Raw genomic sequence first — 12,628 nt, forward strand, 5'->3', positions numbered from 1 at the left:
GCGCGGACCGCGAGCACGATCAGACTTCTCCCACGGCTTGCCGCCGCTTGCCGGACGGTCTGCACCGGGCTTGCCGCCAAAGCTGCGGCGCGGACGGTCCGATTGCTCGCCCTCGGTGCGCGGACCGCGAGGACGGTCCGAGTTTTCCCATGGCCTGTCGGAACGTGCCGGTCGGTCCTTGCTGTTCCAGCGCGGCTTGTCACCGGACCCGGTATCGCCCTGACCGTCGCGCGATCCGTGCTTGGGACCGCTGCGGAAGCTGCGCGGCGCGTCGTCATGATCGCGACGTGGGCGGTCATCGCCGAATCGCCGCGCCGGACGATCCTCTGAGTCACCGGCACCGCGAACGCTGCGCCGCGGGCCATCCGGACGCGGGCCGGGCTTGCCGAAACCCGCGCGGGCACCCTCGGCGCCGCGCGGACGCATCTCGCGCTCTTTCTCGGTGGCGTCGCCGGTCAGCAAGCCGCCCAACTGGTCGCGCAGCACCTTGCGCTTGACCTCACTGACCTGGTTCTTCTCAAGCCCGGTCAGCTTGAACGGGCCATAGCCGATCCGGATCAGCCGGTTCACCTGCAACCCGACATGTGCCATCGCACGACGGATCTCGCGGTTCTTGCCCTCGCGGATGCCCACGGTCAGCCACGCATTCGCGCCTTGCTGACTGTCAAGCTTGATCTCCATCGGTGCGAATTCCTCGCCTTCGATGGTGGCGCCGCGGCGCAATGGCGCGAAGGTCAGATCGCTGGGGGTGCCGTTGACCCGCACGCGATACCGGCGCAGCCACCCGGTCGAGGGCAGTTCCAGCCGGCGCTTCAGATCCCCGTCATTGGTCAGCAGCAAAAGCCCTTCGGAATTCAGGTCCAGCCGCCCGACGGTCATTACCCGTGGCAGGTCGCGCGGCAGCGCATCGAACACGGTCTGGCGACCCTTTTCATCGGCTTCCGAGGTAATCAGCCCGATCGGCTTGTAGTAAAGCCACAGCCGTGTGTCCTGTTTTTCATCCAGCTTCTTGCCGTCCACGGTGATCCGGTCGCCGGGCATCACGTCCAGCGCCGGGCTGTCGATCTTTTGCCCGTTCACGGTCACGCGGCCTTCGACGATCATCCGTTCGGCCTCGCGGCGGCTTGCGACACCGGCGCGGGCGATCACCTTGGCGATCCGGTCGGCATCTGCGGGCTTTTCGGTGTTTTCTGGGGTTTCGGTCATGCGACATTCTCCTTCGCATCGCTGCGGTGGCAAAGGCGGTTTACTACGCCTTCATACCGCACGGGGAAAGGATTCTTTTGACAGCTTGCGCGGCTTTCGCAGCCTTGCGACAACCGGGCATGAATTTCACCTCGCATATGCCGCTGGCGCTGGCAGAGGCGCGCGCCGCCGCCGATCGCGGCGAGGTGCCGGTGGGTGCGGTGCTGGTCGCACCTGGCGGAGAGGTCGTGGCCTCGGCCGGCAATCGGACGCGCGAATACCGCGATCCCACCGCCCATGCCGAGATCCTGGCGATTCGTGCCGCCTGCATCGCGGCCGGGTCGGAACGACTGCCGGGCCATGCGCTGTGGGTCACGCTGGAGCCCTGCCCGATGTGCGCCGCTGCAATCTCGGCGGCGCGAATCGAGGTGCTGTATTACGGGGCATCCGATCCGCGCATGGGCGGCGTGTCGCATGGCGCGCGCGTGTTCGATCATCCCCAATGCCATCATCGCCCGCAGATCTATGAGGGCATCGACGCGGAAGCTGCGCGGCGGCTGCTGCAATCTTTCTTCCAGGATCGCCGGTGACGCAGGTTCCGGTCCTCCGGGATTTCGTTGCGCGCTTGCGGGCAGGAACATCGCACCGGACGTCTTGCACCCCAAGGCTGGCCCGCATATACGGGGGGTGTGCGGGTGTAGCTCAATGGTAGAGCAGCAGCCTTCCAAGCTGAATACGTGGGTTCGATTCCCATCACCCGCTCCAAAACCTCCCTTTCTGACGCACATCCCGCGGCTTCGGCACCAGACCGATCTGCGACCAACGGTCGATGACGGTGCCTCTTGCACCCGTTCTCGCCTCGGTGCATGTCCGGGTCAGGATGACCGAACCAGACGATATCATCGACATGCCGGCCTTGCGCGCACATATCGACGCGCTGGACGCCGAGCTGATCGCCCTGTTCGCACGCCGCCGCGATCTGATCGATCGGGCGGCACAGATCAAGGCCGCCCAGAGCCTGCCCGCACGCATCGACTGGCGCGTGGACGAGGTCGTGCAGAACGCCCGACGCAACGCCGCCGCAGCCGGGCTGGATGAAGACCTGTTCGCGGATATCTGGCGACGCCTGGTCGAAGCGGCCATCGCACAGGAAGACCGCCACCTGAAGGGAGATCGCCAATGACCGCCACCCTAATCGACGGCAAGGCGTTCGCAGCCGGACTGCGCCAGCGCATCGCCGCCGAGGTTGCCGCGATGCGGGATCGCGGGATCACGCCAGGTCTTGCCGTCGTGCTGGTCGGCGAGGATCCGGCCAGTCAGGTCTATGTCCGGTCCAAGGGCAAGCAGACCGTCGAAGTCGGCATGAACTCTTATGAACACAAGCTGCCGGCCGACACCGCAGAAGCGGATCTTCTGGCGCTGATCAAGCGGCTGAACGGCGATCCCGACGTGAACGGGATACTGGTGCAGTTGCCGCTGCCGGGTCATATGGACGAAGCTGCGGTCATCAACGCGATCGACCCCGCCAAGGACGTGGACGGGTTTCACATCCTGAATGTCGGCCTGCTGGCCACCGGGCAGAAATCCATGGTCCCCTGCACCCCGCTTGGGTGCCTGATGATGCTGCGGGACCATCTGGGCAGCCTGTCCGGCAAGCGTGCGGTGGTCGTCGGCAGATCGAACATCGTGGGCAAGCCGATGGCACAGCTTCTGCTGCGCGACAGCGCCACCGTGACGATCGCACATTCCCGGACCCAGGATCTGCCCGCGCTGTGCCGCGAGGCCGATATTCTGGTCGCCGCCGTCGGGCGGCCGCATTTCGTCAAGGGCGATTGGATCAAACCGGGCGCCACGGTCATCGATGTCGGCATCAACCGAACCGAGGACGGTCTGGTCGGCGACGTGGACTTCGCCGCAGCGCGAGAGGTTGCGGGCGCGATCACGCCTGTGCCCGGGGGCGTGGGACCGATGACGATCGCCTGCCTGCTGGCCAACACGCTGACCGCGACGGCCCGTGTGAACGGGCTGCCCGATCCCGAAGGCCTGACCCCCTGACTGGGAGATCTGCGCAAGCCTTCTGAAGGCACTGGGGCTGCTTCTTTGCGAAACTGCCCGGGCGCGGCGACGTCTCACTAGCGGTTGGGATCTTAGCCCTCGAACAGCCCGGCCTGACGCATCGCCACCGGCGCTGCCAGTCCCAGATGGGTCCACGCGCGCGCCGCCAGCTGCCGCCCCCTGGGCGTCCGTGCGATCAGGCCCTGCTGCAACAGATAGGGCTCGATCACCTCTTCGATGGCATCACGGCTTTCCGACAGGGCCGCTGAAAGGGTTTCCACCCCGACCGGGCCGCCGCCATAATGTTCGGCCATCAGGGACAGATAGCGCCGGTCGGCACCGTCAAGGCCCAGATCATCCACGCCCAGCCTCGTCAGTGCCGAATCGGCGATCTGGCGGGTCAAGCGACCATCGCCCTCGACCAGCGCGAAATCGATCACCCGGCGCAGCAGCCTGCCCGCGATCCGGGGGGTGCCACGGGCACGGCGCGCGATTTCGCGCGTGCCGTCCGGGTCGGCCTCGATCCCCATCATGCGTGCGCCCCGCTGCACGATCAGGTCAAGCTCGGGGATCTCGTAGAACTGCAGCCGGGTGGGGATTCCGAAACGATCCCGCAGCGGCGTGGTCAGCAGTCCAAGCCGGGTGGTCGCGCCGACCAGTGTGAAAGGCTGCAATTCGATCCGGACGGTCCGCGCGGCCGGCCCCTCGCCGATCACCAGATCCAGTTCGAAATCCTCCATCGCGGGATAAAGCACCTCTTCGACCGCCGGGTTCATCCGGTGGATCTCGTCGATGAACAGCACATCGCGGGCGTCGAGATTGGTCAGGATCGCAGCCAGATCGCCGGCCCGCGCCAGAACCGGCCCCGAGGTCATGCGGAAATTGACGGCAAGCTCGCGCGCCATGATCTGCGCCAGCGTGGTCTTGCCCAACCCCGGCGGGCCGAAGAACAGCGTATGATCCATCGCCTTGCCGCGCATCTTCGCGCTGTCGATGAAGACCCGCAGATTGGCGCGCGCCTCGGCCTGACCGACGAAATCCGTCAACGCCTGGGGCCGCAGGGCACGGTCCTCGACCTCGCCCTCCATCGGCTCGGGCCGCAGGGTGGGATCTGGCTGCGTCATTCGCGGCCCCATGGTCCGGGTCGTGCGCCCCCCGCCATTCCCTGCAACCGGGCGATCCGCTCTTCGGTCGGCGGATGGGTTGCGAAAAGGCTGTCCATGCGCATGCCGTGCAGGGGATTGATGATGAACAGGGCAGCCGAGGCCGGATTGCGCTCGGCCGGCACGTTCATGCTGCGACCGGCCATCTGAGCGATCCGGTTCAGCGCCGAAGCCAGCGCCAGCGGCTGTCCGCAGATCTCTGCGCCTTCGCGGTCGGCCTCGTATTCGCGCGTGCGCGAGATCGCCATCTGCACCATCATCGCCGCAATCGGCGCAAGCACCATCGCGATGATACCACCCAGCATCCCGCCGCGTCCCTCGCGACCGCCCGTGAACAACAACATGTTGCCCATCATGGCGATCGCGCCTGCCATGGTCGCGGTGATCGTCATGGTCAGCGTGTCGCGATTCTTGATATGGGCCAGCTCATGGGCGATCACGCCCGCAAGTTCGTCGCGGTTCAGGCCGCGCAGCAATCCCTGCGTCACTGCGACGGCGGCGTTCTGCGGATTGCGCCCCGTCGCGAAGGCGTTGGGCTGTTCGGTCGGCAGCAGATACACCCGCGGCATCGGCAGGCCTGCGCGTTCGGCAAGCTCGGCCACAAGTCCATGCAATTCCGCACCCTGATGGGGCGTCAGCTCGGTCGCGCCCTGCTGGCGCAGCACCATCTTGTCGCTGTTCCAGAACGCGAACAGGTTTCCCGCGCCCGCAAACAGGAAGGCAAGGATCATCCCGCCGCGTCCGCCCATCATCCAGCCAAGCGCCATCACAAGCGCGGTCATTGCCGCCATCAACAGAAAGGTTCGCGCGTTCCCAGCCATCACCCTAATCCTTCGGAGCCAGCGATCTTAGTGCCGCGCGGATCAAACCGGCGGTCGCCGCCTCGGGTTCCCGCGCCTGCGCCTCGGCGACGGCAGCGGCGGCTTCCGAGGTTGCATAGCCCAGATTCGCCAATGCAGACAGTGCCTCGGCGGCGGCGCGCGCGGTTGGCGCGGCGGCAGAGGCAGGGCGCGCATCGGCCCCGGCACCCTTGGCCGGCGCCGAAGCGGCGGGCGTGCCGGGTTCGATGCCCGGCTCGTCCGCCCCCCCCGCATCGACGGTCAGATCGCCGCCAAGCGCCATGATCGCAGGGGCCTTGTCCTTCAGTTCCAGCACCACCCGCTGCGCCAGCTTCGGCCCGACACCCTGCGCCTTGCGCACCGCCGACCAGTCACCCAAGGCGATGGCCCGGCCCAGCCCCTCGGCCCCCAGCGTACCCAGAACGGCAAGCGAGACCTTTGCCCCCACCCCTTGAACGCTGGTCAGAAGCCGGTGCCATTCCTTCTCCAGCAGCGTGGAAAACCCGAAAAGCTGCAGCAGATCCTCGCGCACCAGAAGATCGGTATAAAGTGCCACGGCCTGCCCCGCAGGCGGCAGCCCTGCGGCCGTGCGTTCGCTGACATGAACGATATAGCCCACGCCGCGCACATCGATCAGCACGTGATCGCGCGCGCGGTGCAGGATCACCCCTGCGATGCGGCCGATCATGCGACACCTTGCCGCGGGCGGGCCTCTCGCAGGGTCCGGCCCTGCAGATGCCGCGCGTGACAGATGGCGATGGCCAGCGCGTCGGCCGCGTCGGCCCCATCAATGACGACCCCGGGCAGTTGCACGCGCACCATGTGCTGCACCTGTTCCTTCCCGGCATGTCCGACGCCCACGACGGTCTTCTTGACCGCGTTCGGCGCGTATTCTCCCACCTCAAGCCCCGCTTCCGCGGGCGCAAGCAGTGCAATGCCGCGTGCCTGCCCCAGCTTCAGCGTACCCGAGGCATCCTTGTTGACGAATGTCTGTTCCACCGCCGCGGCATCAGGCCGATGTTCCGCGATCACCGCGCAAAGACCGCGAAACAGCTGCGAAAGCCGCGCGGCCAGGTCACGCCCGTCCCCGGCGGCGGTGGAATGGATCACCCCGTTCGCGACGTGGCGCATCCGCGATCCATCGACCGCGATCACGCCCCAACCCATGTTTCTCAGACCTGGATCAATCCCCAGAACCCGCATGACTGCCCCTTCTCTTTTGTTTCAGAGCTAGCACGAAAGGCGAACATCGACTAGGGAAAACACGCTTTGGGGGGCATCTGCTTGACTCCCCCTGCCCGATTGGAAACACAAAGGGAAACAACGAACAAAAAAATTGTGAACAGGATCGAGGACCCATGTCGCCAGCCCTCATCGCCATGTTGCCCTTCATCGGCGCGCTGTTGCCGGGACTGCTGATCCGTTCGGGACGCAGCGTCGCCGCCACGGCCTGCGGAACAACCACATTCGTTGCACTTTTGGGCTTGCTGCTGCATGTGCCCGCGATCATGCGCGGCGAGGTCATCACCGCCCGGTTCGAATGGTTGCCGCTGATCCAGTTGAACGCGAATTTCCGGATCGACGGGCTGTCCCTGCTGTTCGGGATCCTGATCCTCGGGATCGGCCTTCTGATCATCACCTATGCACGGTTCTACCTGTCGCGGCATGACTCGATCGGCAAGTTCTACACCTATCTGATGCTGTTTCAGGGAGCGATGGTCGGTATCGTTCTGTCCGACAACATCCTGCTTCTGCTGGTTTTCTGGGAACTTACATCGCTGTCGTCATTCCTGCTGATCGGCTATTGGCGGCATCTGCCAGCTGGCCGTCAGGGCGCACGGATGGCGCTGACGGTGACCGGGATGGGCGGTCTGGCGATGATCGCGGGCATGCTGATCCTTGGGCAGATCGCAGGCAGCTATGACATCAGCGACATCCTGAACGCCAAAGAAGCGATCCAGGCCAGCCCGCACTATACCACGGCACTGATCCTGATCCTGATCGGCGCCTTCACGAAATCCGCGCAGTTCCCGTTCCACTTCTGGCTGCCGCACGCGATGGCGGCCCCCACGCCGGTCAGCGCCTATCTGCACAGCGCCACCATGGTGAAGGCGGGTCTGTTCCTGATGGCGCGGCTGTGGCCGGTGCTGTCGGGCACAGCGGAATGGTTCTGGATCGTGTCGATCATCGGTCTGATCACGATGACGCTTGGCGCGCTGATCGCGGTCTTCAAGGACGATCTCAAGGCGCTGCTGGCGTTCTCGACGGTCAGTCACCTTGGCCTGATCACGATGCTTCTGGGCTTTGGCACCAAGGATGCGGCGATCGCTGCCGTGTTCCACATCATCAACCACGCGACCTTCAAGGCCGCGCTGTTCATGACCGCCGGGATCATCGACCATGAGACCGGCACAAGGTCGATTGCGCGTCTGGGCGGGCTTCGAAAGCTGATGCCGGTGACATTCCTGATCGGCACCGTTGCCGCCTTGTCGATGGCCGGCATACCGCCCCTGAACGGATTCCTGTCGAAAGAGATGATGCTTTACGAGGCCAGCCATCTGGAGATGGCGCGACAGGTGTTCATGGTTGTCGCCACCATCGCGGCGCTGTTCTCGGTCTGCTATTCGCTGCGCTTCATCGTGCAGGTGTTTCTGGGCAACGAACGCGACGACTATCCCTACCACCCGCATGATCCGGGTTTCGGGATGTGGGCAGGACCGGCGCTGTTGGTGGTGCTGGTCGTCCTGATCGGGCTGTTCCCCAATACCATGGCCGGCTGGCTGGTCGATGCTTCGGCCAGTGCCGTGACCGGCGAAGTTGCGCATGCCCATATCTCGTTGTGGCACGGCGTGAACGCCGCCCTGATCATGTCGCTGATCGCGATTGCCGGCGGAGCGTTCCTGCTGGGTCTGCATCGCCCGCTGCTGGCCGCGTGGGACGCCGCGCCGCGTCCCGAGGCGAAGGCGATCTTCGACTGGTTCGTGCTGCGCTGCGTGTTTGTCGGTCGTGCCATCACCGCCGGGCTGACGAACGGCTCGATGCCCCGCGCACTGGCCTTCTTCACGCTGACCGTTCTGGGGGCTGCCGGTGTCGCATGGTTGACCGGCGAGGCAGGGCCGGTCACGCGACCGATGCTGCCGGTCGAGCCGGTGCCGTTCGTCGGTTGGCTGATGGCCATCGTCGCGACGGGCTGCATGGTCTTCTTCCATCGCATCCGCGTGCTGGCGCTGGTTCTGGTCGGCATCGTCGGGCTTATCACCTCGATCTTCTTTGCCTACTTCTCGGCCCCTGACCTTGCGCTGACGCAGATCTCGGTCGAGGTGGTCACGGTGATCCTGCTTCTGCTGGCGCTGAACTTCCTGCCCAAGCGGACGGCGACCGAAACATCTTCCGTCCATCGCGGCTGGGATGCCTTCATCGCGACGCTGGCGGGACTGGGTTTCGGCGCCCTGACCTATGCCATGCTGCGGCGCGATTTCGCGTTTCCCAGCATTTCCAGCTACATGCTCGAAAACAGCTACAAGCTGGGCGGCGGCGACAACGTCGTGAACGTGATCCTGGTGGACTTCCGCGGCTATGATACGTTCGGCGAGATCACGGTGCTTGGCATCGCCGCGCTGGCGATCTTTGCGCTGACTCAGACCCTGCTGCAGGGCCGTTCGGCCAAGCGGCTGACGAACTGGGTCCACGATCAACGCCGCGCGGGCGACCGCCATCCGCTGATGCTTGTCATCGCGACGCGGGTGATCCTGCCGATCTCGCTGGTGGTGGGTATCTATATCTTCCTGCGCGGTCACAACCAGCCCGGCGGCGGTTTCATCGCGGGTCTTGTCGTCGCGATCGCGCTGCTGATGCAGTACATGGCTTCGGGCTATGCCTGGGCGCAGGACCGTCAGGGACTGCCATATCACGCACTGATCGGGGCCGGTGTCGTGGCCGCCGGCGTCACCGGCATCGGCGCGTGGTTCAACGGCCGGCCGTTCCTGACCTCGGCCTACGGATATTTCAAGCTTCCCTTCCTTGAAGAGTTCGAGCTTGCAACCGCGATGGGCTTCGATCTTGGCGTGTTCCTGTGCGTCGTCGGCGCGGTGATGCTGGCGCTGAACTCTCTGTCGCGGATCGCGCGCAAGACCGGCGAGACCGTGAACAAGAAACCGATGGACATCGATCTGAGCGACGAGCAGCCGAAGGAGGCGAACTGATGGAATTTCTTGTCGCTTCGGCCATCGGCGCGACCACGGCAGCCGGTATCTACCTGATCCTGCGCCTGCGCACCTTCGCCGTCGTGCTGGGCATGACCATGCTGACCTATGCAATCAACGCCTTCCTGTTCACGACGGGGCGGCTGGTCGTGAACATGCCGCCGATCCTGCACGGCCATGGCGAGGTCAACGTCGCCGACTATACCGATCCGCTGCCGCAGGCACTGGTGCTGACCGCGATCGTGATCTCGTTCGGGATGACGGCGGTGGTGGTGATGATGGCTTTGGGCGCATTCATCGAAGGCGGGGATGACCACATCAACATGCCGGAAAACGACCGCATCATGCCACCGCTGAAGACCATCGACGACCCCAAACAGACCGAGGACGAGACCGCATGAACCATCTGCTGATCGCCCCGGTCCTTATTCCCGCCATCCTCGGGCCGCTGATGATCCTGTGGATGCGCCACGACCTGCTGCAACAGCGCGTCTTCGGCGTCATCGGCAGCCTGCTGACCCTGGCCGTGGCCGTCAAGCTAAGCGCGATGGCGGCGGGCGGCGATGTGTATGTGTATCGCCTTGGCAACTGGTCCGCCCCCTTCGGCATCGTCCTGATGCTGGATCGCCTGTCCGCGCTGATGCTGCTGCTGACATCGGTGCTGGCCGTCATCGTCCAGCTTTACGGCATCGGCTCGGGCTGGGACCGCAAGGGCTGGCATTTTCATTCGCTTTGGCTGTTTCAGCTGATGGGGCTGAACGGCGCCTTCCTGACCGGCGACGCCTTCAACCTGTTCGTGTTCTTCGAGGTGCTGCTGATCGCCAGCTACGGTCTGATGATCCATGGCGGCGGCCCGATGCGGCTGCGCGCGGGCGTTCAGTATATCAGCTACAATCTCGCCGGATCGGCGCTGTTTCTTGCCGCGCTGGGGACGCTGTATGCCGTGACCGGCACGCTGAACATGGCGGACATGGCCGAACGCGTGGCCCAGATGCCGACCGAAGATACCGCCCTGCTGCGAACCGGCGCAGTGCTGCTGCTGCTGGTCTTCGCGATCAAGGCCGCGATCGTGCCACTGCATTTCTGGCTGCCTTCGACCTATGCGAACGCGCCCGGCCCGGTCGCCGCGTTGTTCGCCATCATGTCGAAGGTCGGCGTTTATGCGATCATCCGTTTCTTCACGCTGGTCTTCCCGCAGGATTCGGTGATCGAGACCATCGCGACCGACCTGATCCTGCCCGCCGCACTGATCACGCTGACACTGGGACAGATCGGGGTGCTTGGCACCCGAAGCCTGGCGCGTCTGGCGGCGTTCGCGGCCATCGCCTCGATCGGGACGCTGATGATCTCGGTTGCGCGGTTCGACGCGCAGGGGCTGACCGCGGGCCTTTACTACATGATTCATTCGACACTGGCAGGCGCGGCATTGTTTCTGGTCGTCGACCTGATCGCGGCACGACGCGGCGGCGATTTCTGGCTGCGGCTTCGTCCTGCGATCCGCAACACCGGACTGGTGTCGGCGCTTTTCTTCGTCGCCGGCATTGCCGTTGTCGGACTGCCGCCGCTGTCGGGGTTTCTGGGCAAGCTGATGATCCTTGATGCGACGCGGGACGATCCGTGGATGGCCGCGATCTGGGCCACGATCCTGATCACCTCGCTGATCGCGCTTGTGGGCTTCGGTCGTGCCGGATCGATCCTGTTCTGGAAATCGCACGAAATGGACCCTGAACCCGGCAACGACACGGACGAAGGGCAGCGGCCGCAACCCGGACCGATCCCGACCAAGCTGGAAACGGACGAGCCGATTCAGGACGTGGATGATTCCGCCGCGCCATGGCTTTCGTTCACGGCGACAGGGATGCTGCTGGCAGGTACCGTGGCGCTGGCGCTGTTTGCGGGGCCGCTGACGCGATATCTTCAGGACACCGCCGATCAGCTGACCAATCCGCAGCTTTACTATGAGTCGGTTCTGCGCCAGCAGGAGGGTTCGCGATGATCCGCCGTCTGTTTCCCCATCCCTACCTGTCGGCACTGCTGGTGCTGGTGTGGATGCTGCTTGTCAATCGCTTTGCCTGGGGGTCGCTGGTCTTCGCGATCCTGCTCAGCATCGCGATCCCGGCGCTGACCGAACCCTACTGGCCCGACCGCGCGCGGCTGCGCCATCCCGGCAAGATCATCGCCTATGTGCTTCTGGTGATTCGGGATATCGTGGTGGCGAATGTGCAGGTCGCGATGATCGTGCTGTTCAAGCCGAACAGCCGGCTGCAGCCCGCATGGATCACCATTCCCCTTGATCTGCGCTCGCCCGAGGCGATCACGGTGCTGGCCGCGACCATCACGCTGACACCCGGCACGGTCAGTTCCGATTTGTCACAGGACGGTCATGCGCTGTTGGTCCATTGCCTTCACGCACCCGAGCCGGAATCCGTCATCCTTGACATCAAGAACCGCTACGAGGCCCGGCTGCAGGAGATCTTCGAATGATCGGATACGCGCTATATTTTGCCTTCGCCTGTTTCGGGATCGGCCAGTTGTTCTGTCTTTACCGGGTGGTGATCGCGCCCGGTGTCGGCGACCGGGTTCTCGCGCTGGACACGATGTCGATCAACATGATCGCGCTGATCGCATTGTTCGGCATCCTGCATGACACCGCGATGTATTTCGAGATCATGCTGCTGTTCGCGATGGTCGGCTTTGTCTCGACTGTCGCCTACGCGAAGTTCCTGCTGCGCGGCGACGTGATCGAATAGAAAGGACCGGACATGGAATATTTTGCGGAAATCCTGATCACCGCCCTTCTGGTGCTGGGCGGCATCTTCGGTCTTGTCGGCTCTTTCGGGCTTGTGAAACTGCCTGACCAGATGACCCGGCTGCACGCACCGACCAAGGCCGCCACGTTGGGCGTCGGCGGTATCCTGATGGCATCGCTTTGCTGGTTCTTCTTTTTCAGCGACCATTCAAGCTGGCACGAATTGCTGATCACCCTGTTCCTGTTCCTGACGGCACCGGTCACCGGGCTGATGATCGCCAAGACCAACATGCACCTGACATGGCGACCCGAGGAATTGCCCGATCCGGGCGAGGATCGGAACTGGGCGACATTCGGGCAATCCGCGGATCGCAGCCTGATGGATGCGGTTCCCGAGGTGGACAAGGCCGTCCGCGACCATCGCGAGTGACCGCA

At 64.5% G+C, this 12,628-nt stretch carries 14 protein-coding genes and 1 tRNA gene; 10 read left to right on the forward strand and 5 right to left on the reverse strand.

Going from position 1 to position 12,628, the window contains the following annotated elements; all coding sequences use genetic code 11:
- Positions 1 to 1,206, reverse strand: a 1,206-nt coding sequence (locus MU516_RS11315) for a pseudouridine synthase (protein WP_260277320.1), incomplete at its 3' end; no start/stop codon positions are given.
- Between the two features lie 119 nt (positions 1,207 to 1,325).
- Between MU516_RS11315 and MU516_RS11320 the strand changes: the two genes are divergently transcribed.
- The 4 genes from MU516_RS11320 to folD all read left to right on the forward strand — a co-directional run bounded on the left by MU516_RS11320 (position 1,326) and on the right by folD (position 3,240).
- A complete protein-coding gene (locus tag MU516_RS11320) occupies positions 1,326 to 1,775 on the forward strand; it encodes a nucleoside deaminase (RefSeq protein ID WP_260277321.1) in 450 nt (149 codons plus the stop codon).
- Between the two features lie 101 nt (positions 1,776 to 1,876).
- Positions 1,877 to 1,950: transfer RNA gene (locus MU516_RS11325), tRNA-Gly, on the forward strand.
- A 70-nt stretch (positions 1,951 to 2,020) separates the two neighbouring features.
- Positions 2,021 to 2,368 carry a chorismate mutase gene (locus MU516_RS11330; protein WP_425606850.1) on the forward strand — a complete coding sequence of 116 codons (348 nt, stop codon included), beginning with the start codon at positions 2,021 to 2,023 and terminating at the stop codon, positions 2,366 to 2,368.
- On the forward strand, positions 2,365 to 3,240 hold the full coding sequence (folD, locus tag MU516_RS11335; RefSeq protein ID WP_260277322.1) for a bifunctional methylenetetrahydrofolate dehydrogenase/methenyltetrahydrofolate cyclohydrolase FolD: 876 nt from the start codon (positions 2,365 to 2,367) through the stop codon (positions 3,238 to 3,240). Before MU516_RS11330 ends, folD begins: the two co-directional genes overlap by 4 nt.
- A 92-nt stretch (positions 3,241 to 3,332) precedes the next feature.
- Here the strand turns inward: folD and ruvB are convergent, their stop codons facing one another.
- Genes ruvB through ruvC form a run of 4 tightly spaced genes read right to left on the reverse strand, consistent with a single transcriptional unit; the run spans position 3,333 to position 6,445 of the window.
- Positions 3,333 to 4,364 (reverse strand): Holliday junction branch migration DNA helicase RuvB, encoded by a 1,032-nt coding sequence (gene ruvB, locus MU516_RS11340; protein WP_260277324.1) that lies wholly within the window; start codon positions 4,362 to 4,364, stop codon positions 3,333 to 3,335.
- The gene (gene htpX / locus MU516_RS11345; protein WP_260277325.1) at positions 4,361 to 5,224 is read right to left on the reverse strand and encodes a zinc metalloprotease HtpX; all 864 of its coding nucleotides are present in this window, start codon (positions 5,222 to 5,224) and stop codon (positions 4,361 to 4,363) included. The genes ruvB and htpX overlap by 4 nt, the downstream gene beginning before the upstream one ends.
- Before the next feature lie 4 nt (positions 5,225 to 5,228).
- Positions 5,229 to 5,930: a Holliday junction branch migration protein RuvA gene (gene ruvA, locus MU516_RS11350; protein ID WP_260277326.1), complete on the reverse strand. Its 702-nt coding sequence runs from the start codon at positions 5,928 to 5,930 to the stop codon at positions 5,229 to 5,231.
- A complete protein-coding gene (ruvC, locus tag MU516_RS11355) occupies positions 5,927 to 6,445 on the reverse strand; it encodes a crossover junction endodeoxyribonuclease RuvC (RefSeq protein WP_260277327.1) in 519 nt (172 codons plus the stop codon). Before ruvC ends, ruvA begins: the two co-directional genes overlap by 4 nt.
- 155 nt (positions 6,446 to 6,600) lie before the next feature.
- Between ruvC and MU516_RS11360 the strand changes: the two genes are divergently transcribed.
- The 6 genes from MU516_RS11360 to MU516_RS11385 are packed head-to-tail and all read left to right on the forward strand — an operon-like array spanning position 6,601 to position 12,623.
- Complete coding sequence (locus tag MU516_RS11360; protein WP_260277328.1) at positions 6,601 to 9,444, forward strand: monovalent cation/H+ antiporter subunit A; 2,844 nt, start codon at positions 6,601 to 6,603, stop codon at positions 9,442 to 9,444.
- Complete coding sequence (locus MU516_RS11365; RefSeq protein WP_209055979.1) at positions 9,444 to 9,845, forward strand: Na+/H+ antiporter subunit C; 402 nt, start codon at positions 9,444 to 9,446, stop codon at positions 9,843 to 9,845. Before MU516_RS11360 ends, MU516_RS11365 begins: the two co-directional genes overlap by 1 nt.
- Positions 9,842 to 11,440 carry a monovalent cation/H+ antiporter subunit D gene (locus MU516_RS11370; RefSeq protein ID WP_260277329.1) on the forward strand — a complete coding sequence of 533 codons (1,599 nt, stop codon included), beginning with the start codon at positions 9,842 to 9,844 and terminating at the stop codon, positions 11,438 to 11,440. The genes MU516_RS11365 and MU516_RS11370 overlap by 4 nt, the downstream gene beginning before the upstream one ends.
- Positions 11,437 to 11,928, forward strand: coding sequence for a Na+/H+ antiporter subunit E (locus tag MU516_RS11375; protein WP_260277330.1), 492 nt, complete (start codon positions 11,437 to 11,439; stop codon positions 11,926 to 11,928). Before MU516_RS11370 ends, MU516_RS11375 begins: the two co-directional genes overlap by 4 nt.
- Positions 11,925 to 12,194 carry a K+/H+ antiporter subunit F gene (locus tag MU516_RS11380; RefSeq protein ID WP_209055976.1) on the forward strand — a complete coding sequence of 90 codons (270 nt, stop codon included), beginning with the start codon at positions 11,925 to 11,927 and terminating at the stop codon, positions 12,192 to 12,194. The genes MU516_RS11375 and MU516_RS11380 overlap by 4 nt, the downstream gene beginning before the upstream one ends.
- Before the next feature lie 12 nt (positions 12,195 to 12,206).
- Complete coding sequence (locus tag MU516_RS11385) at positions 12,207 to 12,623, forward strand: Na+/H+ antiporter subunit G (protein WP_260277331.1); 417 nt, start codon at positions 12,207 to 12,209, stop codon at positions 12,621 to 12,623.
- Positions 12,624 to 12,628: the final 5 nt, after the last annotated feature.

The sequence above is a fragment of the Paracoccus maritimus genome (assembly GCF_025195095.1).
In the GTDB taxonomy this organism is placed as follows: domain Bacteria; phylum Pseudomonadota; class Alphaproteobacteria; order Rhodobacterales; family Rhodobacteraceae; genus Paracoccus; species Paracoccus maritimus.